This is a genomic window from Variovorax sp. OAS795 (assembly GCF_040546685.1).
GTDB lineage: Bacteria > Pseudomonadota > Gammaproteobacteria > Burkholderiales > Burkholderiaceae_C > Variovorax.
The window spans coordinates 2,957,088-2,983,432 of sequence record NZ_JBEPOH010000001.1 but is presented as its reverse complement, the minus strand read 5'-3'; the positions used below and the strand labels follow the sequence as shown (position 1 = coordinate 2,983,432).

Annotated in this window: 30 protein-coding genes; 8 read left to right on the top strand and 22 right to left on the bottom strand. The window is 67.2% G+C overall.

Annotated elements, in window-relative coordinates; translation table 11 throughout:
* Window positions 1-58 precede the first annotated feature (58 nt).
* Complete coding sequence (locus tag ABID97_RS14360; protein ID WP_354399128.1) at window positions 59-610, top strand: DUF924 family protein; 552 nt, start codon at window positions 59-61, stop codon at window positions 608-610.
* Here the strand turns inward: ABID97_RS14360 and ABID97_RS14355 are convergent.
* The gene (locus tag ABID97_RS14355) at window positions 607-1,530 is read right to left on the bottom strand and encodes a YihY/virulence factor BrkB family protein (RefSeq protein ID WP_354399127.1); all 924 of its coding nucleotides are present in this window, start codon (window positions 1,528-1,530) and stop codon (window positions 607-609) included. The two genes, ABID97_RS14360 and ABID97_RS14355, sit on opposite strands and share 4 nt — an antisense overlap.
* 82 nt (window positions 1,531-1,612) lie before the next feature.
* On the opposite strand from ABID97_RS14355, the gene ABID97_RS14350 reads away from it, so the two are divergent.
* Genes ABID97_RS14350 through ABID97_RS14340 form a run of 3 tightly spaced genes read left to right on the top strand, consistent with a single transcriptional unit; the run spans window position 1,613 to window position 3,806 of the window.
* Entirely contained in the window at window positions 1,613-2,203 is a 591-nt protein-coding gene (locus ABID97_RS14350) for a chromate transporter (protein ID WP_354399126.1), read from the top strand.
* The gene (locus ABID97_RS14345) at window positions 2,200-2,808 is read left to right on the top strand and encodes a chromate transporter (RefSeq protein WP_354399125.1); all 609 of its coding nucleotides are present in this window, start codon (window positions 2,200-2,202) and stop codon (window positions 2,806-2,808) included. The genes ABID97_RS14350 and ABID97_RS14345 overlap by 4 nt, the downstream gene beginning before the upstream one ends.
* Window positions 2,809-2,840: 32 nt before the next feature.
* Entirely contained in the window at window positions 2,841-3,806 is a 966-nt protein-coding gene (locus ABID97_RS14340; RefSeq protein WP_354399124.1) for an aldo/keto reductase, read from the top strand.
* 8 nt (window positions 3,807-3,814) lie between these two features.
* Here ABID97_RS14340 and ABID97_RS14335 read toward each other — a convergent pair whose 3' ends face one another.
* Window positions 3,815-4,336: a GNAT family N-acetyltransferase gene (locus ABID97_RS14335; protein WP_354399123.1), complete on the bottom strand. Its 522-nt coding sequence runs from the start codon at window positions 4,334-4,336 to the stop codon at window positions 3,815-3,817.
* A gap of 158 nt (window positions 4,337-4,494) precedes the next feature.
* On the opposite strand from ABID97_RS14335, the gene ABID97_RS14330 reads away from it, so the two are divergent.
* Both ABID97_RS14330 and ABID97_RS14325 read left to right on the top strand, forming a co-directional pair.
* Window positions 4,495-4,665: a hypothetical protein gene (locus tag ABID97_RS14330; RefSeq protein WP_354399122.1), complete on the top strand. Its 171-nt coding sequence runs from the start codon at window positions 4,495-4,497 to the stop codon at window positions 4,663-4,665.
* Window positions 4,666-4,777: 112 nt separating this feature from the next.
* Window positions 4,778-5,983, top strand: a complete 1,206-nt coding sequence (locus ABID97_RS14325; protein ID WP_354399121.1) for an NAD(P)/FAD-dependent oxidoreductase — start codon at window positions 4,778-4,780, stop codon at window positions 5,981-5,983.
* Between the two features lie 10 nt (window positions 5,984-5,993).
* Here the strand turns inward: ABID97_RS14325 and rlmB are convergent, their stop codons facing one another.
* Genes rlmB through ABID97_RS14310 form a run of 3 tightly spaced genes read right to left on the bottom strand, consistent with a single transcriptional unit; the run spans window position 5,994 to window position 8,473 of the window.
* Entirely contained in the window at window positions 5,994-6,740 is a 747-nt protein-coding gene (gene rlmB / locus ABID97_RS14320) for a 23S rRNA (guanosine(2251)-2'-O)-methyltransferase RlmB (protein ID WP_354399120.1), read from the bottom strand.
* A gap of 33 nt (window positions 6,741-6,773) precedes the next feature.
* Window positions 6,774-7,754, bottom strand: coding sequence for a hypothetical protein (locus ABID97_RS14315; protein WP_354399119.1), 981 nt, complete (start codon window positions 7,752-7,754; stop codon window positions 6,774-6,776).
* Window positions 7,751-8,473, bottom strand: coding sequence for an ABC transporter ATP-binding protein (locus ABID97_RS14310; RefSeq protein WP_354399118.1), 723 nt, complete (start codon window positions 8,471-8,473; stop codon window positions 7,751-7,753). The genes ABID97_RS14315 and ABID97_RS14310 overlap by 4 nt, the downstream gene beginning before the upstream one ends.
* Here ABID97_RS14310 and ABID97_RS14305 point away from each other — a divergent pair.
* Window positions 8,472-9,152: an arylesterase gene (locus tag ABID97_RS14305; protein ID WP_354399117.1), complete on the top strand. Its 681-nt coding sequence runs from the start codon at window positions 8,472-8,474 to the stop codon at window positions 9,150-9,152. The two genes, ABID97_RS14310 and ABID97_RS14305, sit on opposite strands and share 2 nt — an antisense overlap.
* Before the next feature lie 79 nt (window positions 9,153-9,231).
* Here ABID97_RS14305 and ABID97_RS14300 read toward each other — a convergent pair whose 3' ends face one another.
* On the bottom strand, window positions 9,232-9,435 hold the full coding sequence (locus tag ABID97_RS14300; RefSeq protein WP_307574064.1) for a hypothetical protein: 204 nt from the start codon (window positions 9,433-9,435) through the stop codon (window positions 9,232-9,234).
* A gap of 123 nt (window positions 9,436-9,558) precedes the next feature.
* Window positions 9,559-10,752: a cystathionine beta-lyase gene (locus ABID97_RS14295; protein ID WP_354399116.1), complete on the bottom strand. Its 1,194-nt coding sequence runs from the start codon at window positions 10,750-10,752 to the stop codon at window positions 9,559-9,561.
* 141 nt (window positions 10,753-10,893) lie between these two features.
* Between ABID97_RS14295 and ABID97_RS14290 the strand changes: the two genes are divergently transcribed.
* Entirely contained in the window at window positions 10,894-11,343 is a 450-nt protein-coding gene (locus tag ABID97_RS14290) for a VOC family protein (RefSeq protein ID WP_354399115.1), read from the top strand.
* 27 nt (window positions 11,344-11,370) lie between these two features.
* Here the strand turns inward: ABID97_RS14290 and ABID97_RS14285 are convergent, their stop codons facing one another.
* The 15 genes from ABID97_RS14285 to pilW all read right to left on the bottom strand — a co-directional run bounded on the left by ABID97_RS14285 (window position 11,371) and on the right by pilW (window position 26,345).
* Window positions 11,371-11,895 carry a phosphoribosyltransferase gene (locus ABID97_RS14285; RefSeq protein ID WP_354399114.1) on the bottom strand — a complete coding sequence of 175 codons (525 nt, stop codon included), beginning with the start codon at window positions 11,893-11,895 and terminating at the stop codon, window positions 11,371-11,373.
* An 18-nt stretch (window positions 11,896-11,913) separates the two neighbouring features.
* Window positions 11,914-13,245, bottom strand: coding sequence for an adenylosuccinate synthase (locus ABID97_RS14280; RefSeq protein ID WP_354399113.1), 1,332 nt, complete (start codon window positions 13,243-13,245; stop codon window positions 11,914-11,916).
* A gap of 24 nt (window positions 13,246-13,269) precedes the next feature.
* Window positions 13,270-14,430, bottom strand: coding sequence for an ATP phosphoribosyltransferase regulatory subunit (locus ABID97_RS14275; protein WP_354399112.1), 1,161 nt, complete (start codon window positions 14,428-14,430; stop codon window positions 13,270-13,272).
* A 43-nt stretch (window positions 14,431-14,473) separates the two neighbouring features.
* On the bottom strand, window positions 14,474-14,662 hold the full coding sequence (locus ABID97_RS14270) for a DUF2065 domain-containing protein (RefSeq protein ID WP_354399111.1): 189 nt from the start codon (window positions 14,660-14,662) through the stop codon (window positions 14,474-14,476).
* A gap of 18 nt (window positions 14,663-14,680) precedes the next feature.
* On the bottom strand, window positions 14,681-15,583 hold the full coding sequence (hflC, locus tag ABID97_RS14265) for a protease modulator HflC (protein ID WP_354399110.1): 903 nt from the start codon (window positions 15,581-15,583) through the stop codon (window positions 14,681-14,683).
* Window positions 15,584-15,599: 16 nt separating this feature from the next.
* On the bottom strand, window positions 15,600-16,973 hold the full coding sequence (gene hflK / locus ABID97_RS14260) for an FtsH protease activity modulator HflK (RefSeq protein WP_354401770.1): 1,374 nt from the start codon (window positions 16,971-16,973) through the stop codon (window positions 15,600-15,602).
* Between the two features lie 74 nt (window positions 16,974-17,047).
* Complete coding sequence (gene hflX / locus ABID97_RS14255) at window positions 17,048-18,217, bottom strand: GTPase HflX (protein WP_354399109.1); 1,170 nt, start codon at window positions 18,215-18,217, stop codon at window positions 17,048-17,050.
* Between the two features lie 53 nt (window positions 18,218-18,270).
* Window positions 18,271-18,516, bottom strand: a complete 246-nt coding sequence (hfq, locus tag ABID97_RS14250; RefSeq protein WP_012747311.1) for an RNA chaperone Hfq — start codon at window positions 18,514-18,516, stop codon at window positions 18,271-18,273.
* A 163-nt stretch (window positions 18,517-18,679) separates the two neighbouring features.
* Entirely contained in the window at window positions 18,680-20,023 is a 1,344-nt protein-coding gene (gene der / locus ABID97_RS14245) for a ribosome biogenesis GTPase Der (RefSeq protein WP_354399108.1), read from the bottom strand.
* 51 nt (window positions 20,024-20,074) lie between these two features.
* A complete protein-coding gene (bamB, locus tag ABID97_RS14240; protein WP_354399107.1) occupies window positions 20,075-21,217 on the bottom strand; it encodes an outer membrane protein assembly factor BamB in 1,143 nt (380 codons plus the stop codon).
* Window positions 21,218-21,224: 7 nt separating this feature from the next.
* On the bottom strand, window positions 21,225-21,917 hold the full coding sequence (locus ABID97_RS14235) for a YfgM family protein (protein ID WP_354399106.1): 693 nt from the start codon (window positions 21,915-21,917) through the stop codon (window positions 21,225-21,227).
* Between the two features lie 6 nt (window positions 21,918-21,923).
* Window positions 21,924-23,234 (bottom strand): histidine--tRNA ligase, encoded by a 1,311-nt coding sequence (gene hisS, locus ABID97_RS14230; protein ID WP_354399105.1) that lies wholly within the window; start codon window positions 23,232-23,234, stop codon window positions 21,924-21,926.
* Window positions 23,235-23,249: 15 nt separating this feature from the next.
* Window positions 23,250-24,527 (bottom strand): flavodoxin-dependent (E)-4-hydroxy-3-methylbut-2-enyl-diphosphate synthase, encoded by a 1,278-nt coding sequence (ispG, locus tag ABID97_RS14225; RefSeq protein WP_354399104.1) that lies wholly within the window; start codon window positions 24,525-24,527, stop codon window positions 23,250-23,252.
* Entirely contained in the window at window positions 24,524-25,498 is a 975-nt protein-coding gene (locus ABID97_RS14220) for a helix-turn-helix domain-containing protein (RefSeq protein WP_354399103.1), read from the bottom strand. Before ABID97_RS14220 ends, ispG begins: the two co-directional genes overlap by 4 nt.
* The gene (gene pilW / locus ABID97_RS14215; RefSeq protein ID WP_354399102.1) at window positions 25,491-26,345 is read right to left on the bottom strand and encodes a type IV pilus biogenesis/stability protein PilW; all 855 of its coding nucleotides are present in this window, start codon (window positions 26,343-26,345) and stop codon (window positions 25,491-25,493) included. The genes ABID97_RS14220 and pilW overlap by 8 nt, the downstream gene beginning before the upstream one ends.

Sequence of the window (26,345 nt, the reverse complement as noted above, 5' to 3'; positions counted from 1 at the left end):
GACTTTCACGGCCCCCTCGCAAGGGCGCGCGGGCGCAAAGCTGAAAGAAAATGCGGCGATGAACCCTCCCGACCTTTCCGCCGCCCGCGACGTGACCGGCTTCTGGCGCCATGCCGGACCCGAACGCTGGTTTGCCAAGAACGACGCCTTCGACGCCGAGTTCGGCACCCGCTTTCTCACCCTGCACGAGGCGGCCGCTCGCGGCGAACTCGACCATTGGGCCGAGGAGCCCGAAGGCGCCCTGGCCCTGCTGGTGCTGCTCGACCAGTTTCCGCGCAACACCTTCCGCGGCCAGGCGCGCACCTTCGCGACCGATGCCAAGGCGCTTGCCATCGCCCACGCGGCGATCGAAGCCGGGCTCGACCAGAAGATCGACGAAGAGCTCCGGCGCTTCTTCTACCTGCCCTTCATGCATTCCGAGTCGCTGGCGGACCAGGAACGCTCGGTCGAGCTGAACGCGGCGCTCGATGCCAACACCCAGCGCTTCGCCGTCCTGCACCGCGACATCATCGCGCGCTTCGGCCGATTCCCGCACCGCAACAAGCTGCTCGGCCGCACCAGCAGCGCGGATGAGCAGCGCTTCCTCGACGAAGGCGGCTTCGCGGGCTAGTCCTTGGGCGGAAGCGGCGCGTCGCGCGTGGGCGAGGGGTTGGCCTTTTCGCTGCCGTCCCCGGCATGCTTGAGCGAACCGTAGGTCTTGGCATACACCCAGGTGAACTCCGCGCCCAGCAGGAAGATCTGCGCCGAGTAGTACACCCACACCAGCACCACCACCAGCGAGCCCGCGGCGCCGTAGCCCGAAGCCACGCTGCTCTTGCCGATGTACAGGCCGATGAGGTGCTTGCCCACCGTGAAGAGCAGCGCCGTGACCCCGGCACCCACCCACACGTCGCGCCACTGCACCTTGGCGCGCGGCATGATCTTGTAGATCATCGCGAAGATCACCGTCACCATGGCAAAGCTGAAGACGAAGTTCACTACCTGCGCCAAAGCGGCCCAGGCCCCGAACACCGGCGACCACCATTTGCCGAGCGCCGCCAGCGCCGCGCTGGCCACCAGCGACACCATGAGCAGGAAGCCGATGCCCATGATCATGGTGAACGACAAGAGCCGCACGCGCAGCAGCGTGAACAGGCCTTTGTTCCTGGCGCGCGCCGGTGCGCGCCAGATGCGGTCGAGCGCATCCTGCAGTTCGCCGAAGACGGTGGTTGCGCCGATCACCAGCAAGCCGATGCCCACGACCGTCGCCACGACGCCTTCGGCCGGCTTGTTGACCGCCTGCAGCATGCCTTGCACCGCGGCCGCACCCTGCGCGCCCATGAGGTCCGCGAGCTGCAGGAAGATCTCGCCGCGCGCGGCTTCCCGGCCGAACACCAGGCCGGCCACGGCGATGACGATCAGCAGCAGCGGCGCGATCGAGAACACCGTGTAGTAGGCCAGCGCGGCGCCCATGCTGGGTGCGTAGTCGTTCGACCACGAGGCGACAGCCTCCTTGCAGAGATCGAACAAAGCGCGAAGTTGCATGAGCATGGAGTTTCCCGTGGAGCGTTCGAGGGGCATGTCAGCCCGATGCCCGGCACTTTGCAGGCTTGGCTACGATAATCGCTCGCACATGCATCCGTCCCCTCCAGGCGCGGCGGCGCCGACCGTCCCCGCGCAACCCACGTCGCCACGCGACCTTTTTGTTTCATTCACCTGGCTTGCGCTGCAAGGTTTCGGTGGCGTACTCGCCATCGTCCAGCGCGAGATGGTGGAGAAAAAGCGCTGGCTCACGCCCGAGCAGTTTCTCGAGGACTGGGCCGTGGCCCAGGTGATGCCCGGCCCGAACGTGATCAACCTGGCCTTGATGATCGGCGACCGCTACTTCGGACTGCGTGGCGCCGTGGCCGCGGTGGCAGGCATGCTGACGGTGCCGCTGGTCGTCATCCTGGTGCTGGCCGTGCTCTATGCCCACTATGCCGCCAACCCGCAGGTGGCCGCCGCGCTGCGCGGCATGGGCGCGGTGTCGGGCGGCCTGATCGCGGCCACCGGCATCAAGCTGATTCCGCAACTGCGCAGGCACCCGCTCGGCTTCGGTGCCTGCCTGGCGTTTGTCGCGCTGGTGTTCGGCGCCATCGTCCTTTTGAAGATTCCCCTGGGATGGGTGCTGCTGGCGGTGGGCGGCGTGGCCTGCGCGTGGACCTGGCGGAAGATCGGCGCATGAGCCACGTCGCCATCGCCATGCAGTGGCACGACTGGCTGGCGCTCTTCGGCCAGTACCTGCTGCTCTCGCTGCTGTCGATCAGCGGCGCCATCACCACTGTTCCCGACATGCACCGTTACCTCGTGGCGCAGCATGGCTGGCTGACCGACGCGCAGTTCAGTTCGTCGGTCGCCATTGCCCAGGCCGCGCCGGGGCCGAACGTGCTCTTCGTGGCGCTCATGGGCTGGAACGTCGGGCTCAATGCCGGCGGCGGCATCGGCGCGGGGCCGGGCGCCTGGCTGCTCGGCTTCTTCGGGCTCCTGGTCACCATGGTCGGCATCATGCTGCCGAGCACCACCCTCACCTACCTTGCCACGCGCTGGGGCCACCGCAACCGCGACCGGCGCGGCGTGCGCGCCTTCAAGCAGGGCATGGCGCCGGTCGTGGTGGGCCTGCTGATCGCCACGGGCTGGGTGCTGGCGGCCGGCAACCACGCGGGCGACGCGCCCGCATGGCACCTGTGGCTGCTCAGCGCGGTGGCCACGCTGGTCGTCTGGCGCACGCGAATCCATCTGCTCTGGCTGCTGGGCGCGGGTGCGCTGCTCGGCGCCGTGGGCTTCGTCTGATCCCCGTCTCTTTTCAGGAAGGAAACAATCTCATGTCGCAACTCCGCCCCCTCGGCCGCTCCGGCCTGCTGGTTTCGCCGCTCGCCTTCGGCGGCAACGTGTTCGGCTGGACGGTGGATGAAGCCACGTCGTTCCGCCTGCTCGACGCCTGGCTCGATGCCGGATTCAACTTCGTCGACACGGCCGATGTCTATTCGAGCTGGGTGCCGGGCCACACGGGCGGCGAGTCGGAGACCCTCATCGGCAAGTGGCTCAAGCAGAGCGGCAAGCGCAACCGCGTGGTGCTCGCAACCAAGGTCGGCAAGCCGATGGGCGAAGGCAAGTCGGGGCTGTCGCCAGCCTACATCCGCGAAGCGGTGGAAGCATCGCTCAAGCGCTTGCAGACCGACTACATCGACCTGTACCAGTCGCACGACGACGATGCCGCCACGCCGCTGGAGGACACGCTGGGCGCCTTCGACGACCTCGTCAAGGCGGGCAAGGTGCGCGCCATCGGGGCCTCGAACTACAGCGCCCTGCGACTGGCCGAGGCGCTCGACGTGTCGGAACGCCTTGGCATCGCGCGCTACGAAAGCCTGCAACCGCTTTACAACCTCTACGACCGCGCGGTGTTCGAAGAGGCGCTGGAGCCGCTGTGCGTGAAGCGCGAAGTGGGCGTGATCAACTTCTATGCGCTGGCGGCCGGCTTCCTGACCGGCAAGTACCGCACCGATGCCGACGCCGCCAAGAGCGCACGCGGCGCCAACACCACCCGCAAGTACCTGAACCCGCGCGGGCTGCGCATTCTCGAAGCCCTCGACAAGGTGGCGCAGCAGTACAACGCCAAGCCGGGGCAAGTGGCCATCGCCTGGCAGATCGCACGCCCCTCGATCACGGCGCCGATTGCCAGCGCAACCTCCATCGCGCAGCTGGAGGAACTCGTGGTCGCCACCCAGCTGAAGCTGGACGCCGGCACCATCCAGATGCTGGAGCGCGCCAGCGCCGAAGAAGCCGCCTGAGCGCCGGCTCAGCCGTCGACGGGGTGGAGCGGCGTCGAGAGGATGCGCTGGTAGAAGGCCACGTCGAGCCATCGGCCGAACTTGAAGCCGGCCTGCCGCACGGTGCCGGCATGCGCGAAGCCGAGCCGCTCATGAAGCGCGATGCTGCCGGCATTCGCGGCGTCGATGGCGCCCACCATGACGTGCACCTCGCGCGCCACCGCCTCGGCAATGACCGCCTCCATGAGCGTGCGGCCGAGTCCGGCGCCGCGATGGCCCGCCTCGACATACACCGAATGCTCGACCGTGTACTTGTAGGCGGGAAAGCCGCGGAATGCGCCGAAGCTCGCAAAGCCGAGCAGCTGGCCGCTGTCGTCCTGCGCGCCGATCACCGGGTAGCCGTTGGCACGCTTGGTGGCGAACCACGCCACCATGCTCTCCGGCGTGCGCGGCTTGTAGTCGTACAGCGCGGTCGAGTTGACGATCGCTTCGTTGAGGATGGCGAGGATGGCGTCCGCGTGGGCTTCCTCGGTGCAGGGGACCAGGCGCATGGGTGTTCCTTTTCGAACAGGCAAGGGCAGGACGGATTTTGTCGGACGCTGTGCCCAAGCAGTAGGCAAGTTCCCACAGAGACTGGGGACTAAGGCCTCTGCTGCTTGCCGAAGCGCCCGGGATACTGCAACTCATCAAAACTCTCGGGGGAACAAGCATGTCTTTTGCGCTCTACATGATCGGTTTTCTGATTTTCCTGGCCGGCATCGCCTGGGGTGCCTCGGTGGCCGGTGTGCCCACGCTCTATATCGGCATCGGTGCGCTGATCATCCTGGGCATCGGCATCTTCAGCGCGGTGGCGCGCACGCGCACCAAGGATCCATCCTGAATTTGCCGCGCCGTTCGGCTTCACACAGGCTTCACGCCGCACGCACATGGCGTAGCTAACTTCGCGTGCGCACCGCAAACCGCGGTGCGTTACGCAGAAGTCAGCACGCCCTATGCACGTCTCCCCTCGGTTTTCCCTCTCCGACGTTTCCGATTCCTTCACAGCAAGCGGCTTCGCGCCGCCGGCGGCGCGCGCCGTGGACACCTCGGTCGACCTGCTCGTGGTCGGCGCCAGCTTTGCCGGACTGGCCTGCGCCCGCGCTGCGGCCCTCGCGGGGCTCAGTGTGATGGTGCTCGAAAAGAAAACCACGGCCGGCGCCAAGCTCCATACCACCGGCATCATCGTCAAGGACGCGGTCGACACCGTTCCCTGGCTGGCCGAAGTGCCGCCGGCGCTGGTGCGCCGCATCGACGGCGTGCGGCTGTATTCGCCCGACATGCGCCATGTGGACCTGCACGCGCCGGGCTATTGGTTCTGGGCCACCGATGCGCCCGCCCTGCTCGACTGGATGGCCGGCTCCGCGCGCGCCAGCGGCGTCGACGTGCAGCTTGGCACCCTGTTCGAACAGGCGCTGTGGACGAACGGCCACTGGGAAGTTCCGCTCGCCCATGGACCCCACCGCGGCACCTGCGTTTCTGCCCGCTACATCGTGGGTGCGGACGGGCCGCATTCACGTGTCGCCAAGGCGCTCGGACTGTCGCGCAACACGCGCTTCCTCTACGGCATCGAACACGAATACCTGGGCGCTCGCATGGCACCCGGTTTCCTGCATTGCTTCATCGATCGCCAATTGGCGCCGGGCTACATCGGATGGGCGCTGGACGGGGTCGGCGTGAGCCAGATCGGACTCGCGCGCCGCGTGGGCCGGCAGGCTCGGCCGGCGCTCCGGCTCGATCCGCTGCTGTGCAAGATCGCCTCGGTGGTCGCGCCGGGCGATGCGCCCCCCGTGGCGATTCGCGCAGGCATGATTCCGTGCGGCGGCGTGCTGCCGATGGTGGCACGCGAGCGTGCGCTGCTGGTGGGCGATGCGGCGGGCATGGTGTCGCCGGTGACCGCGGGCGGCATCCATACAGCGCTCCAGCATGGCGGGCGCGCCGGCGAAGCCATCGCACGATTCATCCGCGGCGAGGTGGACGACCCGGCAGGCTGGTTCGTGCGCGGCTATCCGCGCTTCCGAGTGAAGCGGGCCCTGCGCTGGGCCTTCGATCACTTCCAGAGCGACTGGATGTTCAACCGCCTGCTCGGCACGCCGCTGATGCGGCGCGCGGCCGAGCGGGTGTACTTCCATCGCAAGGCCGCCCCGCTGCCCAAGGGCTAGCGCAGCGGCGTCAGGCGCCGCGCTGCCGCATGGCTTCGTAGAGGCACACGCCGCTCGCCACCGAGACGTTGAGGCTTTCGACCGCGCCGGCCATCGGAATGCTCACGAGCTCGTCGCAGGTCTTGCGGGTGAGCTGGCGCATGCCCTCGCCTTCGGCGCCGAGCACCAGCGCCAGCGGCCGCTTGAAATCGCTCTGGTAGAGCGTGCCGGGCGCGTCGTCGCTGGTGCCGACGCACCAGATGCTGCGTTCCTTGAGTTCGTTGAGCGTTCGCGCCAGGTTGGTCACCATGAAGTACGGCACGGTCTCGGCGGCACCGCTCGCCACCTTGGCCACCGTGGCGTTGATGCCTGCGGCATGGTCCTTGGGCGCGATGACCGCATGCGCGCCGGCGCCATCGGCCACGCGCAGGCAGGCGCCGAGGTTGTGCGGATCGGTCACGCCGTCGAGCACCAGCAGGAGGGGCACGGTGCCGGCTTCCTCGAGGCCTTCGAGGAGCTCGTCAAGCGAGCGGACCTGCGAGATGGGTTCGACCCGCGCCACCACGCCCTGGTGGCCGTGGCTGCCCGCGAGCTTGGCAAGCCGCAGCCCGTCGGCCTCGACCAGCCGCACGCCGGCTTCCTGCGCGCGCGCGATGAACTGTTTCATGCGCGCGTCGCGCCGGCTGGTGTCGAACATCACTTCGAGCACCGATTTCGGCGCGGTCTTGATGCGCACGCCCACGGCATGGAAGCCGAAGATCACTTTGGGAGAAGACATCCCCCGATTATCGAGGGATGCGCACCCTCGCCCTCAGGCAATCGGCAGTCCGCTGTGCGCCCGGGTCTGTTCGTCGTGCAGCTGCTGCACGGCCAGCGCGTTCGGATGCACCCGCTCGCTGTTGCCGGCGCTCTCCAGGTACTGGCAGGCGGCATGGCCCTCGGCGGCCTTTTCGTAGCGTGCCACCCAGGCATCGCGCATGGGGAGCTTTTCAGGCGCCACGGGCCACACGCCGGGGCGTGGCCGGATGTGCTCGCCGATGCCGATGCGCCAGGGCTTGGCACTCAGGCGGGCCCGGAAGCAGTTCTGGTTGCGGCACATGCGTGCGTAGGTCTTGTCCACGCCCAGTGCATGAAAGCAGTCGGCCACGGTCAGGTCCGACGGACTGAAGACATCGTGCATGGCCAGCACCCGGAAGCCCGCCGGCGTGCGGTACAGGCGCAGGTGCCAGTCGGGGTGCTGGTGGACGAAGCGCCCGATGCGCTCGGCCGCGCGTTTTTCGGGCGCGGGGTCGTGGCTGGCCTCGCCGCGCTTCCTGGCCAGGCCGATGCGGTAGGCGACGATGAAGACCACGATGGCGGCGATCAATCCGCCCAGCCAGGTCTTGGCGGTCCAGCCGCCAACGACGCCTGCGATCACCGCCGGGGCCAGCGCAAAGCCGAACACACTGCCGCGCAGGGGCTCGTCGAAGTCGATGTCGACGAACAGCACGTCAGGCGTGTTGAGGCAGCGCGCGCCGTAGCTGTTGCGCGTGATGACGGTGTCGCCCTGCCGCTCGATGATTTCCTCGCGGATCGGGACGCCCTCGGCACCGTTGTAGGCCAGCTTGCGTTCGCGGCGGTTGAGCGGCTCGCCGGCCGCGATGCGGTCGAAGGCCTCGCGCGTTCGCTGGTCGGCGTGGGCCTGCGCGGCCAGCGGGCTGTCGTCGGACCAGCCGTAGCGCCGAACGGTGATCTGCTGGCCCGCCACCTGCTCCTGGATCCGGCCTTCGGCCCAGAACCGCGGAACGATCATGCCTGGAGCGAAGCCACGAGCACGGGCTTCGACTCGTTGAGCGCCATGCGTCCGGCCTCGATGGTGATGCGCCGCTCGCACTGCGCCGCGATGCCGCGGTCGTGCGTCACGAGCACGAGCGTGGTCCCCAGCTCGCGGTTGAGATCGAACATCAGCCGCATGACCTGCTCGCCCGTCGCAAAGTCGAGGCTGCCGGTGGGCTCGTCGGCCAGCAGCAGCGCAGGCTGCACGACGAAGGCGCGGGCCAGCGCCACGCGCTGCTGCTCGCCGCCCGAGAGCACCTTGGGATAGTGGCCGAGCCGCTGCCCGAGCCCGACGCGCCCGAGCATCTCGGTGGCGGCCTTGCGCGCATCCTTGCGGTCGGCCAGTTCGAGCGGCAGCATCACGTTCTCGAGCGCGCTGAGGTTGCCAAGCAGCTGGAAGCTCTGGAACACGAAGCCCACGCGCTGGGCCCGCAGCGCGGCGCGCTCGTCCTCGTCGATGGCGAAGATGTCGTCGCCCGCGAGCCTGACGGTGCCGCGGGTGGGCGTGTCGAGGCCCGCGATGATCGACAGCAGGGTGCTCTTGCCGGAGCCGGAGGCGCCGACAATGGCGGCGGTTTCCCGCGCGCCCAAGGTGAAATCGATGTCCTGCAGAATGTCCAGCGTACCGGTCGAGTCGGTCACGGACTTGAAGACATGCTCGACAGCGACAATGGCATCAGACGGGGGTTGGGACATGAAAAGGCTTTTCGTTTTGAATCGACGTGACTTTATCTTGACCGCCGCCGCATTCGGCGCCGCAGGGACATCGAGTGTGGCGCAAGCGCAGGCCGCCCAGGCCGCGGCGCCCCGCCAGCCCCTGATTCTGGTGCTCGGCGATTCGCTGAGCGCCGAATACGGCCTCAAGCGTGGCGAAGGCTGGGTGCCCCTGCTCGAGAAGCGGCTCGCGGCGCAGAAGATCCCGGCCACGGTGGTCAATGCCAGCATCAGCGGCGACACCACCTCGGGCGGACGCGCGCGCTTTGCCTCGCTGCTGGCGCAGCACAAGCCCAGCCACGTGGTGGTCGAGCTTGGCGCCAACGATGCGCTGCGCGGCCTGCCGCTGCAGAACACCGAGGACAACCTGCTGCAGATCACCAAGGCGGCGCAGGCCGCGGGCGCCAAGGTGCTGATCGTCGGCATCCAGGTGCCGCCCAACTACGGCAGCGACTACACACGGCGTTTCGAAGCCGTCTTCGGCAAGGTGGCCGGTGCGACCAAGGCCGCGCTGGTGCCTTTCCTGCTCAAGGGCGTGGCCGATGCGCCCGATGCGCTCGCGCTGTTCCAGGCCGACCGCATTCATCCGACGGCCGCGGCCCAGCCGCAGCTGCTGGAGAACGTCTGGCCTGAATTGCGCAAGCTGCTCGCCGCCAAATAGCGCGGCCCGCAAAGCAAGAAGCCGCTGCAAGCCCAAGGGCCTGCAGCGGCTTCTCGCCAGAGATCCGGCGCCGGAAAAATCAACCGTTCTTGGTAGGCAGGTCGGGGATGGTCGGCGGATCGCGTTCCAGCGACGCGACGTCGGTTTCCGGGTCGCCCGGCGCAAGGCCATCGCTGCTCGGGGAGAGCTTCCGGTTGGCCTTCTCGCGGAGCTTTTCTTCCTTCTTCTTCTTCTTGGCCAGCTCTTTCTGGCGCTTTTCGTAGCCGTAATTTGGTGTTGCCACTGCTTCTCCTTGAGGCGAGACAGTCCGGGTGACTGTGCGTAGCCTACTGTAAGCGATAACGGTGCTGTCCCAAGGCGATGGACGGGTGCGGTTTCGAACTCGAACACACCTTGCAAAGCGGCCTTACATCCGCGCCAGGGCCTGTTGCAAGTCGGCCCGAAGGTCTTCGACGTCTTCCAGCCCGACCGAAAAACGCACCAGCGTGCCCTTGTGCGGCCACGGCGCCACGGCCTGGTCGCGCATCAGGCCGATGTCGTAGGGCACCACGAGGCTGACCGGCCCGCCCCACGAGTAGCCGAGGCGGAAGAGTTCGAGGCTGTCGCAGAAGCGGTCGACCTGCTCGGTGCTGTAGCGCTCGTCGAAGACGATCGAGAAGAGCCCCGCCGCCAGGTCGGCGCCGCCGCACAGCGCGCGCCAGTTCGCATGGCCGGGCGACCCTTCGAGCGCAGGGTGGAGTACCTGGGCGATCTCTTCGCGGCCGCCAAGCCAGCGCGCCAGTTCGCGTGCCGATCGGTCGTGCGCGGCATAGCGAAGGCCGATGCTGGGCAGCGAGCGCAGCAGCGTCTCCACGTCGCCCACGCCGACGCCGAAGCCCAGGCGCATGTGGGTGAGCTTGAGGGCTCGGTGAAGGCGATCGTCGCGCGTGATGACACTGCCCATCAGCACGTCGCCGCCGCCGCTCGGGTACTTGGTGAGCGCATGCACGGAAATGTCCACGCCCTGCCCGCTGCCGTTGAAATCGAAGGGCGCGAACGCCAGGCCCGCGCCCCAGGTGTTGTCCAGCGCGGTGACCACGCCGCGTGCGCGGCAGACGTTCACGAGCGCCGGCAGGTCGGGAAACTCCATGGTGACCGAACCCGCCGCCTCCACCCACACCAGCCGCGTGCGCTCCGACAGCTTGGCGGCCAGGTCGGCCGGGTTCATGGCGTCGTACATGCGGTGCGTGATGCCGAAGTTGGCCAGCTCGCCAGTGGCCAGCGCCTTGTTGGGACCGTAGGCGTTGTCGGGAATCAGCACCTCGTCGCCGCTCTTCAGGAACGCGAAGGACACCAGCGAAATGGCCGCGAGCCCGCTCGGCACCAGGAGGCATTCGGTTCCGCCCTCGAGCGTGGCCAGGCGCTCTTCGAGCGTGAAGGTGGTCGGCGTGCCGTGCAGGCCGTAGGTATAGCCGGCCTTGGTCTTCCAGTCGCGTGCGCGCATCGCGGCCACGTCGGCGAAGAACACGGTGGAGGCCTTGTAGATGCCGGGCTGCGGCGCCTCGAATTTGGCGGGCGGGGTGTAGGGATGATGGATCAGGGTCGTGGAAGGCTTGCTCATGCCCGCCATGCTAGCGCGGCCGCCATCCGGATGGACAGCCTGGCTGCCTCACCCTTGGGAAGGGCTTGAGAAAGCAGCGGTGCAGCACGCAGAATGGCGCCCTGCCCTCATTGCTTTGTCGTCTTCCCGAAAGGCAACCCCATGGCGATCCACGAGCTGTTTCCCTACCTCTGCGTCCACGACGCCGGCGCAGCCATCGAGTTCTACTGCAAGGTTTTCGAGGTGAAGGAGATTTTCCGCCTCACGGAACCGAGCGGCCGCATCGGCCATGCGGAACTCGATTTCCACAATGGCGCCATTCTGATGATCTCGGACGAATTCGCCGAATACAACATCCCGAGTGCGAGGACGCTGGGCGGCACCGCGGTGACGCTGCACCTGCATGTGGACGATGCGGATGCGGTGGTGGCACGCGCCGTGGCGGCCGGCGCCACGCTCGACATGGCGCCGCAAGACCAGTTCTACGGGGAGCGTTCCGGCGTATTCCACGACCCGTTCGGGCACCGCTGGAACGTGGGCCACAGCATCGAGAAGCTGACGCCGGAAGAGATGCAGCGGCGCTACACCGCGATGTTCGATCCGGCCGGTTGAGCGGGCAACCGGCGCGTGCGGATCAGGTCAGACCGACCATTTCTCCAGCAGCTTCTCCGGGCCCAGGGAGTCGTAACCTTCGAAGGGCTGGTGGATCCACGGGTTGGTGGCCAGGAATTCGACCGAGTAGTCCGGCGTGAAGGTCGACAGCGCCTTGGTCCAGAGCACTGCGCTGCGCAGCTCGCTGATGGGCTTGTAGTTGTTGCGCAGCATGTCCATCACGGCGTGCAGCGTGTGGCCCGAATCGGCCAGGTCGTCGACCAGCAGCACCCTGCCCGCGATCTCGCCCTTGGGCGTGGTGATGAAGCGTGCGATGTCCAGGTGGCCCTGCACCGTGCCGGCGTCCGCGCGGTACGAGCTGGTCGACATGATCGCCAGCGGCTTGTCGAAGATGCGCGAAAGCACGTCGCCGGGGCGCATGCCGCCGCGTGCCAGGCACAGGATGGTGTCGAACTGCCAGCCCGACTGGTGGATCTTGATCGCGAGCTTCTCGATGAGGTTGTGGTACTCGTCGTAGCTGACGTAGAGATGCTTGCCGTCTTCGGTCAACATGGTGGGGTTCGTTCCTGTTCAGTCGGCAAGGTAGGGGTGGCGCATCATGATCGTGTGGTCGCGATCCGGGCTGGTCGAGACCATGTGGATCGGCACGCCGGTGATCTGCTCGATGCGCTGCAGGTAGAGCCGCGCATTGACCGGCAGCTTGTCGTACTGCGTCACGCCGACCGTGCTTTCGCTCCAGCCTTCGAGGGTTTCGTAGATGGGCGTGCAGCGCTCGATCTCGTCCGCGCCCATCGGCAGGATGTCGGTGATCTCGCCGTCGAGCTCGTAGCCGGTGCACAGCTCGAGCTTTTCGAGGCCGTCCAGCACGTCGAGCTTGGTGATGCACAGGCCCGAAAGGCCGTTGACCTGCGCCGAGCGCTTGAGCAGCGCGGCATCGAACCAGCCGCAACGGCGGCTGCGGCCGGTGGTCACGCCCTTTTCGGCACCCACGGTGCTCATGTGGTAGCCGGGCGTGCCCGGCGTGGCCCAGTCGAGCTCGGTCGGGAACGGACCGCCGCCCACGCGCGTGCAGTAGGCCTTTGTGATGCCGAGGATGTAGTGCAGCATGCCCGGGCCCACGCCCGAACCGGCGGCGGCGTTGCCGGCCACGCAGTTGCTGGAGGTCACGTACGGATAGGTCCCGTGGTCCACGTCGAGCAGCGTGCCCTGCGCGCCCTCGAACAGCAGGTTGGCGCCGGCCTTGTGCGCGTCGTTTAGTTCGCGCGACACGTCGGCCATCATCGGCTTGAGCAGCACGGCGTGGCGCATGGCCTCGTCGAACACCGTGTCGAAGTCGATGGCGGGGGCGCCCAGCACCTGGGTCAGCACGTGGTTGTGCAAATCGAGCAGCACGCGCAGCTTGGTCGCAAAGCGCTCGGGGTGCTTCAGGTCCTGCACGCGCAGCGCGCGGCGGGCGATCTTGTCCTCGTAGGCGGGGCCGATGCCGCGGCCGGTGGTGCCGATCTTCTCGACGCCGCCCTTTTCGCGGTAGGTCTCGCGCGCGATGTCGAGCGCGGCGTGGAACGGCAGGATCAGCGGGCAGGCTTCGCTGATGCGCAGGCGCGAGCGCACCTCGACGCCGGCTTTTTCCAGGCCTTCGATCTCCTCGAACAGCTTGGCCGCCGACAGCACCACGCCGTTGCCGATGTAGCACTTGACGCCCGGCCGCATGATGCCGCTGGGGATCAGGTGCAACGCAGTCTTCACGCCGTTGATGACCAGCGTATGGCCCGCGTTGTGGCCACCCTGGAAGCGGACCACGCCCTGCGCGCTCTCGGTCAGCCAGTCGACCAGCTTGCCTTTGCCCTCATCGCCCCATTGGGTGCCGACGACGACCACGTTTCTTCCGGTGGTTACGCTCATGCTCGTTCCATTGCTTCAAAAAATTCAGATCGCTCGGACTTGCCACTGCCCCGCTTGCTCGACGAGCTCGCGGTCGCAATGGAATTCATCGATTTCGCTGCCGTGGCCCGGCAGCACGCACACCACGGTCTCGCCGGACTTGCGCAGGGCGGCGATGGCCTGGCGCAGGCCGGCGGCATCGCTCCAGGGCGCGCGGATGGCCGCGCGCAGCGGCCGTGCGGGCAGCACGCCGACCAACTCGCGCACATCGAGGCTGAAACCCACCGCGGGGCGGTTGCGGCCGAACACGGCGCCCACCTCGTCGTAGCGCCCGCCGCGCACCAGCGCATCGGCCGCACCGGGCACGTAGATGCCGAAGCGCATGCCGCTGTAGTAGGCATAGCCGCGCAGGTCGGCCAGGTCGAAGCTGATCTGCCGTGCGGAATCGCCCTGCAGGCTGGCGGCCAGCTGCTTCAGGCCGGCCAGGGCGGCGCTCACCGCGGGCGTGCCCTTGAGCGCCTTGGCGGCCTCGTCGAGTACCGACGCGTCGCCGTACAGCTGGACCAGCGCGCGCAGGCCGTCGCGCGATGCCGCCGGGAAATCGCGCGTGAGCGCATGGAGCTCGCTCGCATCCTTGGCGACCAGCGCCGCATGCACGCGCGCCAGCACCGAGGCATCGACCGGCACGCCGGCGAACAGCGCCCGCACGATGCGTGCGTCCGCCAGGTCGACGATCAGGCCCTCGCCGATGCCCGATGCATGGAGGCAATCGAGCGCCAGCAGCAGGATTTCGGTGTCGGCCTCGAGGCCGGCATGGCCGTAGATCTCGGCGCCGAACTGCAGCGGCTCGCGGGTCGCGTGCGGGCGGTCCGGGCGCGTGTGCAGCACCGGTCCGCAGTAGCACAGTCGTGCCACGCCCTCGCGGTTCAGCAGGTGGGCATCGATGCGCGCCACCTGGGGGGTGGTGTCCGCGCGAAGCCCCATGCTGCGGCCGGAGAGCTGGTCGACGAGCTTGAAGGTTTGGAGGTCGAGCGCCTCGCCGGTGCCCGAAAGCAGCGACTCGAGATGCTCGAGCAGCGGCGGCATTACCAGCTCGTAGCCATAGCCACGGGCGGTATCGAGCAGCTGGCGTCGAAGTTCTTCGATGTGGCGCGCCTCGGAGGGCAGCACATCGGCAATGTGATCCGGGAGGACCCAGGCGGACATGGGGATCGGGGGCGTGGTTAAACCGGGATTCTACCGGGACGCGCTACCCCAAAACCCAAAGCAGAAACAATCCCAGCAAGATGCTGCAAAGTCCGAAGAAGCGCAGCTGGCCATCGCGCAGTTGCATGAGCTGGCCGAAGCCGCGCCGCCAGCCCCCGGGCGACACGAACGGCAGGATGCCTTCGATCACCAGGACCAGCGCCAGCGCGCTCCAGAATATTTCGGCGCTCACGAAAAGCCCGCCCCGCGCTCAGCGGCGTGGCGCGTTGCCCGCTGGCGTGCCAGCGCCCTGCATGGCGCGGAAGAAGTCCGACGAAGGATCGACCACCATCACGTCGCTCTTCTTGTTGAAGCTCTGCTTGTAGGCCTCGAGGCTGCGGTAGAACTGCGCGAACTGCGGGTCGCGGCCAAAGGCCTCGCTGTAGGCGGAAGCGGCCTGGGCATCGCCCTCGCCCTTGATCTTCTGGGCGTCGCGATAGGCATTGGCCACGATCACTTCACGCTGGCGGTCGGCATCGGCGCGGATCTTTTCGCCTTCGGCGTAGCCGGTCGAACGCAGTTCGTTGGCCACGCGCTTGCGCTCGGCCTCCATGCGGCGATAGACCGATTCGGTGATGGCTTCCACATAGTCGACCCGCGTGATGCGCACGTCGACCACGTCCACGCCCCAAGGCTTGGCGCCCTTCACCACGGCCAGCACTTCGCGCTGCACGTCGGCCATGAGGGCCTCGCGGCGCACCGAGATCAGGTCGCGCACGGTGCGCTTGTTGATGTTTTCCTGGAAGGCATTGCGCACCACGCGGTTGAGCTGCATGGCGCCGGCGTTCTCGTCGAGGCCGACGTTGCGGATGTAGGCCCGCGGATCGCTGATGCGCCAGCGCACGTACCAGTCGATGACCACGCGCTGCTTCTCGGCCGTCAGCATCGGCTCGGTGTCGATGCTGGACAGCGTCAGCAGGCGCTTGTCGATGTACGACACGTTCTGGAACGGCGGCGGCAGCTTGAAGTTGAGGCCGGGCTCGATGATCACGTCCTTGATCTGGCCGAGGGAATAGACCACGCCGAACTGGCGCTGGTCGACCACGAAGAGGGTCGAGCTCAGGAGCACCAGCAAGACGAGGATCGACGAGGCGATGAATCCGATTCTGTTCATGTTCTTCCTGCCCTTATCAGCGGACGTCTCGGTCGCGCGAACGGCCGTCGCGGGCACGGTTGTCACCCGAAGCCGGCGCCACCGGGATCACCGACGACTGGGCCGGCGCCGTGCCGGCCACGCTGGGGCTGGCCGCATCGACCGGCGTCGCGGGGGGATTGTTGCCGCTCTGCTGGATGAGCTTGTCCAGCGGCAGGTACAGCAGGTTGGAGCCTTGCTTGCTGTCGACCAGCACCTTGGTGGTGCTGGCATAGATCTGCTGCATGGCATCGGTGTACATGCGGTCGCGCGTGACCTGCGGGGCCTTCTGGTACTCGGCCAGCACGGCACTGAAGCGGCCGGCATCGCCTTGGGCCTGTGCAACGATCCGTGCCTTGTAGGCTTCGGATTCTTCCTTCAGGCGCGATGCGGTACCGGTGGCGCGCGGCACCACGTCGTTGGCATAGGCCTGCGCATCGTTCTTGGCGCGTTCGCGTTCCTGGCCGGCCTTGAGCACGTCGTCGAATGCGGCCTGCACCTGTTCGGGCGGGCGCACGCCGCCCTGCTGCAGGTTGATGCCGACGACTTCGACACCGATCTCGTAGCGGTCGAGAATGGTCTGCATCAGTTGCCGCACGCGCGGGGCGATCTGGTCCCGCTCCTCGGCCAGCGCTGCATCCATCTTCATCTTGCCGACCACTTCGCGCACCGAGCTTTCAGCCACCTGGATGATGGTCTCGGCCGGCGACTTGCTCTGGTAGAGCCAGGCGCGCGCGTTGCTCAGGCGGTACTGCACCGCGAACTTGATCTCGACGATGTTCTCGTCCTCGGTCAGCATGGCCGATTCGCGCAGGCCGGTGGAGCGCACGATGGCGTCGCGGCCCACGTCCGTGGAGCGGATCTGCGAAGTCACGACGACTTCGTGGCGCTGGATGGGATACGGCAGCCGCCAGTTGAAGCCGGCGTTCACGGTCGCCTTGTAGTTGCCGAACTGGGTCACCACGGCCTGCTGGCCTTCGTTCACGATGAAGAAGCCGGTGCCGAGCCAGATGAGCACGGCCACGGCTGCAACCAGCCCGAGGCCGAAGCCGGCGTTCTTCATGTCGGGCCGGTAGCCGTTGCCACCACCGCCGCCGTTGTTGCCGCCCGTGGGGCGGTTGCCACCGCCGCCCTTGCCGCCGAAAAAGCCGCCGAGCTTGCGATTGAGGTCGCGCCAGAGTTCATCGAGATCGGGCGGGCCCTGGTTGGGACCCTGGCCGCGGGGGCGATTGCCGTTGTTGTTGTTGCCCGAAGGCGGTGGCGTCGGAGCGCCCGGAGGATCTGCATCCGGGGGCCGGTTGGCTGTCGGGCGATCGCCGCTGGATGACGGCTCGTCGCCGCGACCCCATCGGCCATCGTTCAGGTTGAACATGCCCAGAAACCCTCTCCACGCTGGCTTTGCATTCATTCGCTTCGTTCTCTTGTCAGTGGCGGGATTGTGCCCAATCAATTGGCGGTATCGTGCAATTCAGTGTCGGCTTCTGGGGTCATCGTATCGCCCACGGAGCCCGACCGCCGGGCCAGCTCGGCGCGCAGCAGGGGCACGCCCTCGCCGCTGCGGGCACTGAGGAAGATACGCGGGACCCGCACGCCGTCTATTTCCATTTCGTCCTGCAGATGATGCGGATGCTGCGAGGTTTCAAGAGCGTCGAGCTTGTTGAACACCAGAAGCTGCGGAACGGTGTCGGCGCCGATGTCGCGCAGCACCGATTGCACCTCGGCCATCTGCTCGGGGTAATGCGGGTTGGAAGCATCGACCACGTGCAGCAGCAGGTCGGCATCGACGGCCTCCTGCAGCGTGGCCTTGAATGCATCGACCAGCCCGTGCGGCAAGTCGCGGATGAAGCCCACCGTGTCCGAAATGGAAACCTGCCGGCGGGCATCGCCGAGATAGAGATTGCGCGTGGTGGTGTCCAGCGTGGCAAAGAGCTGGTCGGCCGCATAGGCGCGCGCCTTGACCAGCGCATTGAACAGCGACGACTTGCCCGCATTGGTGTATCCCACCAGCGAGATGTTGAAGGTTTCACGGCGCTCTCGCTGGCGTCGCTGCGTGCCGCGCTGCTTTTGCACCTTGGCCAGCCGCTCGCGCGTGCGCTTGATCGATTCGCTGATCATCCGGCGGTCGAGCTCGATCTGCTTTTCGCCCGGGCCGCCGCGCACGCCCGCGCCACCCGTCTGGCGCTCGAGGTGGGACCAGCGGCGGACCAGCCGCGTGCTCAGGTACTGCAGCCGGGCAAGCTCGACCTGCAGCTTGCCTTCGTGCGAGCGTGCGCGCTGGGCGAAGATTTCGAGGATGAGGAACGTGCGGTCATAGACCGCCACGTCGAGCTGGCGCTCGAGATTGCGCTGCTGCGCGGGGCTCAGCGACTGGTCGAAGATGACCTCGCTGGCCTGGTGCAGCGCGGCCAGTTCCTTGATTTCGTCGGCCTTGCCGCTTCCGACGAAGAGCGCCGCGTCGGGCGCCTTGCGCTTGCACACGAGGCGCGCGACAGGCACGAGGCCGGCAGTCTGCGCGAGCAGGCCGAGTTCCTCGAGTTCGCTGTCGAAATGGGGCAGCCCGAAATCGACGCCGACGAGAACGGCGGCGCCTTCCTGGCGGGAGTTCAGTTCAGACAAGCGGGATCAAATATGGAAAAAGCGCGGCGGGGTTGCCGCCGCGCTCCGCGCGATCAGGCTGCGGCGTCGTCGTTCTCGGCAGCCGAGAAATTGACGGCACGACCCGGCACGATGGTGGAAATGGCGTGCTTGTAGACCATTTGCGTCACCGTATTGCGAAGCAACACGACGTACTGGTCGAAAGACTCGATCTGGCCCTGCAGCTTGATACCGTTCACCAGATAAATGGAGACCGGCACATGCTCGCGACGCAGGGTGTTCAGAAACGGGTCTTGTAGAAGTTGCCCTTTATTGCTCACGATATTCTCCGTGTTCAAGAGTAGTTGTTGGAGAGATGACCTTAACACAGGGTTTCTGCGCCGCAGCAATCGGGGTCAAAAGCCTTTGAAAAATAACGGTTCTCAAAAGGCGGAACTTCCGCCCAAGGCATAGCTCATTGGCTGCCATCAGCAGCCAAGCCCGTTATTCGTCTTTGTCCGCAAATGGATTTTGCGAGCTTTTGAACTGGATGCGCAAGGGCGTGCCCACCAGGTCGAATTCCTTGCGGAAACGGCCTTCGAGAAAACGCTTGTAGGCCTCGGTGACATGTTCCAGCGAATTGCCATGGATGATGATCACCGGCGGATTCATGCCCCCCTGGTGCGCATAGCGCAGCTTGGGCCGGAACATGCCCGCCCGCTTGGGCGCCTGGAACTGCACGGCTTCCAGCAGCAGCCGGGTCAGCACCGGCGTCGACATCTTCCGCGTGGCCGACTTGTGCGCCTGCGCGATGGCCTGCCACACGGGGCCGAGGCCCTGGCGCTTGATGGCCGAGATGAAATGCAGCGACGCGAACTTGAGGAACGGCAGCCGGGTTTCGATCTGGCGCTGGATCTGCTCGCGCTGGTAGCTGTCGACGGCGTCCCATTTGTTGATGGCAATCACCACCGCGCGTCCGCTCTCGAGGATGTAGCCGGCAATGTGCGCGTCCTGGTCGGTCACGCCCTGGGTGGCGTCGAGCAGCAACAGCACGACGTTGGCCGACTCGATGGCCTGCAGCGTCTTGACCACCGAGAACTTCTCGATCGCCTCGAACACCTTGCCCTTGCGTCGCAGGCCCGCCGTGTCGATCAGCTCGAAGCGCTGGCCATTGCGCTCGAACGGCACCGAGATGGCATCGCGCGTCGTGCCCGGCAGGTCGAAAGCAACCAGGCGCTCTTCGCCGAGCCAGGTGTTGATCAGCGTGGACTTGCCCACGTTGGGACGGCCCGCCACGGCGAGCTTGATCGGCTTGTTGACGTCGTCTTCTTCGGCTTCGTCGTCAGGATCGGGCAGGTTCAATGGCGCGAGCGCCAGTTCGACCAGGTCGCGCATGCCCTGCCCGTGCGCGGCGGACACGCCGTGCACGTCGCCGAAGCCGAGCTCGTAGAAGTCGACCAGTTTGGTGCCGTCGTGCATGCCTTCGGCCTTGTTGGCCGCCAGCACGCAGGGCTTGCCGAGCCGCCGCAGTTCGTTGGCAATGTCGTGGTCCTGCGCCGAGAGGCCTTCGCGCGCATCGACCACGAAGATCACCACGTCGGCCTCGGCCACGGCCTGGCGCGTCTGCTTGGCCATTTCCTTGTAGATGCCGCTGCCGGCGTCGGGCTCGAAGCCGCCGGTGTCGATCACGATGAACTCGTGCTTGCCCAGGCGGCCGTTGCCGTAGTGGCGGTCGCGCGTGAGGCCGGCAAAGTCGGCGACGATGGCGTCGCGTGTCTGCGTCAGGCGGTTGAACAGGGTCGATTTGCCGACATTCGGGCGCCCGACCAGGGCCACGACCGGCTTCATGGCCGGCCTTTCGTTGGCGCGGTTTTCATGGTCGGGCCTTGCAGGAAATAGTTATTCAGGGCGGAAACCAAACACACCGCCGTTGGCGGTCACGACGACCACCGTGTTGCCGGCCATCACCGGGGTCACGCCAATGGCGGAGCCGTCGGGTGTGACGCGGTTGAGCAGCGCGCCGTCTTCGCGCGAAACGAAGTGCAGCGTTCCGGTGTTTTCGCCGATGACGAGCGAACGGCCCACGGCCAGCGGTCCGGTCAGGACGCGATTCTTGAAGCGGGTCGACTGCCAGGCGCGTTCGCCGTCGGCACGACGCCAGGCCACGACGCTGCCGTCGCTCTCGGTGCCGTAGACAAAGCTTTCGTCGCCGCTCACGCCCTCGGCGCCCACCGCGGGCTTGCTCCAGAGCAGCTGGCCGCGCGCCGTGTCGACGCAGCCGACATTGGCGTAGTAGGCCCGTGCGCAGATGACATCGCCGACGCGGCTCACGCTGCCGGTGAGGTCGACCAGGCGCTCCACGTCGTTGGTGCCGCGCGGCGCCGCGATCGGCGCTTCCCAGCGCGAGGTGCCATTGGCCGGGTTGATGCCGACCAGGCGGCCGCCGATGCCGGACACCAGCGTGTCGCCCACTGCCGTCAGGACACCCGACTTCTTCAGCACGAGATTCTCGGCGGTGCGCTGCTGCAGCCACAGGCGGCGGCCGCTCTGGCCGTCCCAGGCGCTGACGCTGCGATCGGCGGTCTGCACGAACACGCGCCGGCCGGCCACCAGCGGCGCGGTGAAGGCCTGCGCAGAGAGCCGCTGCTTCCACAACACCTTGCCGCCTTCGATGGCCACCAGCTCATTGTTGGTGGTGACCACCGCGGCGAGCGAACCATCGCTGCCGACGCCGGCCGCCAGCGTGGCACCCACGTTGGCGCGCCAGCTTTCGCGGCCCGCGCGGGCGTCGATGGCGACCACGGTGCCATCGCTGCCGGCCACGGTGACGATGTCGCCGCTGACGTCGGTGGCGAGCGGGAAGCTCACGGCCGGAATGCGCACGCTCCATGCCTGGCGCACGCCAAACAACGCGGGGTTGGCGGGCAGTTCGGCCGGCTTGGGCTTGCTGGTGCCGGAGCAGGCGGCCAGCGTTGCGGCCAGCAGAAGGGCCGAGCCCGCGCGCAGGGCGGACGATCCAGGCAAGAGACGCTTGAAATTCATAGGGCGATCAGGAAGTTTTGGGGGCTGCTGGCGTGACGGTGATCACGGGTGCCAGGCTCTTCGGGTCGACGCCGGCCGCGTTGAGCTTGAACTCCACCAGGCGGCGGTAGTCGGAAGTCGCGCCAAGGCCGGTCCAGGCCTTGCGGTATTCGGCCTGCGCTTCAGCGCGCTTGCCTTGGGCCATGTAGACGTCGCCCTTGCGGTCGGCCACCAGCGGTTCGAATTCCTTGGGCACGTTGCCCGAGAGCTGCTTGAGCGCTTCGTCGTAGGACTTGGCGTCCAGCAGCTCGGCCGCGAGCCGCAGCTTGGCGACCGCCTGGTAGCCCGGGTCGACGGCGCTTTGCGCCACCCAGCCGAGGGCCGCGCGCGAAGCGTCGAGATTGCCCTTCTCGTAGAGCGTCTTGGCAGCCAGCAAGCCGGCTTGCTGCGCATAGGCCGTGCCGGCAAAGCGCTCCTTCATGTCCCCCAGCACGCGCTGGATGCGTTCCACGTCGCCGGACTGCGTGCTGCGCTCGACCTCGTCGTAGAGCGCGGCAGCCTGCGCGGCCTTGTTGCGCTGGAAATACTGCCAGCCGTTCCAGGCCACGAAGGCACCGGCCACGAGCAGCACCACCCAGGTGATCAGGGTGCCGTAGGTGTTCCAGAAATGCTTGAGCTGGTCGAGCTGTTCCTGTTCGTCGAGATCGAGGTTGGTTGCCATGCGCTATCAGGTGTTGGAAGCCGGCGATTGTAGGGTGGCGGCCCAGGTGGCCACTTCGGCCAGCGGCCGGGCGGTCTGGGCGCCGCTGCCGTCGCGCAGCGACTTGAGAGTCGCTTCGCCGCGCGCAAGTTCATCGGCACCGAAGATCAGCGCATAGGTGGCGCCGCTGGCGTCGGCCTTCTTGAACTGGGACTTGAAGCTGCCCATGCCGTCGGCCGTGGCCGCATGCATCTGCACCCGCACACCAGCCTCGCGCAACTGCTGCAGCGTGCGCAGAACCACGGGCATGGCCGCGGCATCGGGCACCACGGCGTAGACGTCGGGCGCCGGTGCTGCAATGTCGGTGCCCTGCTCCTTCATCAGGTCGAGCACGCGCTCGACGCCCATGGCCCAGCCCACTGCCGGCGCCGGCTTGCCGCCGATCTGCGCAATGAGATCGTCGTAGCGGCCGCCGGCGCACACCGTGCCCTGCGAACCCAGCCGGTCGGTGACGAACTCGAACACGCTGAGGTTGTAGTAGTCGAGCCCGCGCACCAGCCGCGGATTGATGGTGTAGGCCACGCCATTGGCATCGAGGATGGCCTTGAGCCCTTCGAAGTGGGCCAGCGATTCGGCACCGAGGAAGTCGATGAGCCGGGGGGCGGACTCGACCACCTCCTTCATCGCCGGATTCTTGGTGTCGAGAATGCGCAGCGGATTGCTGTGCAGGCGGCGCTTGCCGTCCTCGTCGAGTGCGTCGGCGTGCTTCTCGAAGTGGGCGATGAGCTGCGCACGGTGCAGCGCGCGCTCGGCGGGCTGCCCCAGGCTGTTGAGCTCCAGTCGAACGTCCGTGAGTCCGATGGCCTTCCACAGGGCGTTGGCCAGCAGGATCAGCTCGGCATCCACGTCGGGCCCGGCAAAGCCGAGGGCCTCGGCGCCGATCTGGTGGAACTGGCGAAAGCGCCCGCGCTGCGGCTTCTCGCGCCGGAACATCGGGCCCGTGTACCAGAGGCGCTTGCCGCCGTCGTACAGCATGTTGTGCTCGATCACCGCGCGCACCAAGCCCGCGGTGTTCTCGGGCCGGAGCGTCAGGTGATCGTTGTCGCCGTACTTGTCGGAGCGGTCCTGGAAGGAGTACATCTCCTTCTCGACGATGTCGGTCACCTCGCCGATGCCGCGCACGAATAGCGCCGTGTGCTCCAGGATCGGCGTGCGCACGTTGCGGTACGCAAAGCGGCCCATCAGGTCGCGCACGGTGGCCTCGAGCCACTCCCAGCGCGCCGATTCGGGCGGCAATATGTCGTTCATGCCTTTGACGGCATTCAATTTTTCAGCCATGGATCTGCGAGAGGTTCAGGCCAGGGCAGCGTGCTCGCCGCCAAAGCGCTTTTCGATGTAGTTTTCGACGAGCTGGTGGAACTCGTTGGCGATATTGTCGCCGCGCAGCGTGAGGGCCTTTTCGCCGTCGATGAAGACCGGCGCGGCGGGCGCCTCGCCGGTGCCGGGCAGGCTGATGCCGATGTCCGCATGCTTGCTCTCGCCGGGGCCGTTGACGATGCAGCCCATGACGGCCACCTTCATCGTTTCCACGCCCGGGTACTTCTTGCGCCAGACCGGCATCTGCTGGCGCAGGTAGTCGTCGATCTGCTTGGCGAGTTCCTGGAAGGTGGTGCTGGTGGTGCGGCCGCAGCCCGGGCAGGCCGTGACGCTCGGCACGAACACGCGCAGGCCCAGCGCCTGCAGGATTTCGTTGGCGATGAGCACCTCTTGCGTGCGCGACTCGCCCGGCTGCGGCGTGAGCGAAACGCGGATCGTGTCGCCGATGCCCTCCTGCAGCAGGATGGAAAGCGCCGTGGCCGATGCCACGGTGCCCTTGGTGCCCATGCCGGCTTCGGTGAGGCCCAGGTGCAGCGCGTAGTCGCAGCGCCTGGCAAGCTCGCGGTAGACCGAGATCAGGTCTTGCACGCCGCTCACCTTGCAAGACAGGATGACCTGGTTGCCGGCCATGCCCATCGACTCGGCCAGCTTGGCGGATTCGATGGCCGAGGTGATGAGCGCCTCGTACATCACCTGCTTGGCGTCCCACGGTTCGGCGCGCTGGCTGTTGATGTCCATCAGGCTGGCGAGCAGCTCCTGGTCGAGGCTGCCCCAGTTGACGCCGATGCGCACGGGCTTGTTCCAGCGCATGGCCGCATCGATCATCTGGCCGAACTGGCGGTCGCGCTTGTCGCCCTTGCCCACGTTGCCGGGATTGATGCGGTACTTGCTCAATGCCTCGGCGCAGGCCGGATAGTCGGTGAGCAGGCGGTGGCCGTTGTAGTGGAAGTCGCCGATCAGCGGCACGTCGATGCCCATGCGGTCGAGCTGCTCGCGGATGTACGGCACCTGGGCCGCGGCTTCGGGCGTGTTGACCGTGATGCGGACCATCTCGGAGCCAGCGATGGCCAGCTCCTTCACCTGGATGGCCGTGCCGATGGCATCGACCGTGTCGGTGTTGGTCATGGACTGGACCCGCACCGGCGCATCGCCGCCCACGGTGACGGTGCGCGCGCCCCAGACCACCTGGGCCTGGCGCGAGCGGCGCGCCCTGGGCGCCGCGGATTCGATGGGTTGCGGGGTACAGTCGGTCACGATGTCACCTCGAAACGCGCCACGCCGCCACCGCGCGTGACAGGCTTCAGATCGTAGGGCTTTCCGCGCACCTGCACATCCACCGCCGAGGCCCGGCCCACCACCACCGACAACGGCAGCGCGCCGGACAACCCGATGGTTTCGCCCGCCTTGAGGCTGCGGCGCAGCAACTGCTTGCCGCCGGCTTCGGTGACCGTGATCCAGCACTCTTCGCGTGCGACGAAGACAAGCGGCTGGTTGCCACCGGCAGCTGCGGCAGCGCTAGCCGACGTGGGTGCCGCCGATGCGGCCACGGCGCTGGTGCCGGCCGCGGGCAAGGCAGCGGATGGCGCGTTGGATGCTGCGGGTGCCGCAGGCGTTGCGGGCGCCACGGGCGTCACCGGTGCGTTCTCGACCACGATGGTCGGCGCGCCCGGCGTCGATGCAACCGTGGGCGTTTCACCTGCAGGGCTCGTGTCGCCCTCCCCGCGCGCCGTCCAGCGCGAGACGGTGGCGCCGACCTGGTCGAAGACCGACTGGGGCAGCCAGAACAGCACGGCTGCGCCGACGAGCAGCAGCGCCACCACGGTCAGCAGGGGCCGCGACGGAAGCCCGCTGGAGCGGCCGCTGCTCCAGCGCGGGGTACCTGAAACGATGTTGCCCTTGAGTGTGCGGTCCGCCGACGCCAGCGCCGCGCGTTGCGCGCCCGGCAGCTTTGCGAGCACCGGCGCGGGATCGATGCGCAGGGCGCGGCAGACGCTGCTTGCCAGCGCCCGGGCAAAGACCGGATCGGGCAGCGAGGCGATGTCGTCCGCCTCCAGGGCGATGAGCTTTTGCGGCGGCACCTTGAGGGCCGCGGCCACCATTTCGATGTGCAGGCCGTGCGCCTCGCGCGCTTCGCGGAGCATGTCGCCGGCCGTCTTGTGCGTGATGTCGCCTTCCTCGAGCGGCAGTGCCGCGGAAGTGCCGAACTCCGAAACCCGTTCAGTCATTGAAATTCCCGCGCTCGTACGCTATTGCCTCCCGGGACTGCGGGAAGCGCCGCTGCAGCTGCCCTGCCAATTGAGCAACAGCTTCGCGGTTGTTGAGTCGCCGTTCGATCTTGATGCCGAGCCACAGCGTCTCGGCATTGGCCGAAGGACTGTTGTTGACGCGGCGGATGTAGAACTGCGCGCGCTGCCATTCCTCTCGCTGCGCCAGCAGCGAAGCCAGGTTGAGGCCGACCACCGGATTGCCGGCATCGATCTCGTAGGCCTGCATGAGGCTGCGCTCCGCCTCCGCGCGCTGGCCGGCCCGGAGCTGGCAGACGCCTTGCGTCATGAGCGTCTTGGAACGGTCGGTGTAGCTGGGCACCGCGAGCGCCTCGGTGAACTGCTGCGACGCGTCGGCGAAACGGTTCTGCTGGCACAGCAGCCAGCCGTAGTTGTGCCGCACGTTGGCGTCGCGCGGGCTGATGGCAATGGCCCGGCGGAAGCTGTCTTCGGCCATGCCGGCGTCTTCGAGCCGCATGTAGACCAGGCCGCGCAGGTTGTACGCGTCCGCGTTGTTCGGGTCGGCGACCAGCGCCTGCTTGATCTCGTCGAGCGCCACCGTGGTCTGTCCGTGCTCGAAATAACCCGCGGCCAGCTCCATGCGCAGGCGCGCGCGCCGCTGCCGGCTGGACTCGTCGGACTCGGTGACCATCTCGGCGCCCTTGCCCGAGCTGGTGTCGGCCAGGCTGGTGGTGGTGGTCCGCGTGTTGACGCAGCCCCCGAGCAGAAACGCCACGGCGACACCGGCAACGCTTGCGGCCAGCAGCCGGTGTGCGCTCGCGGTCGCCATCGGAAAGGCCATGCTCAT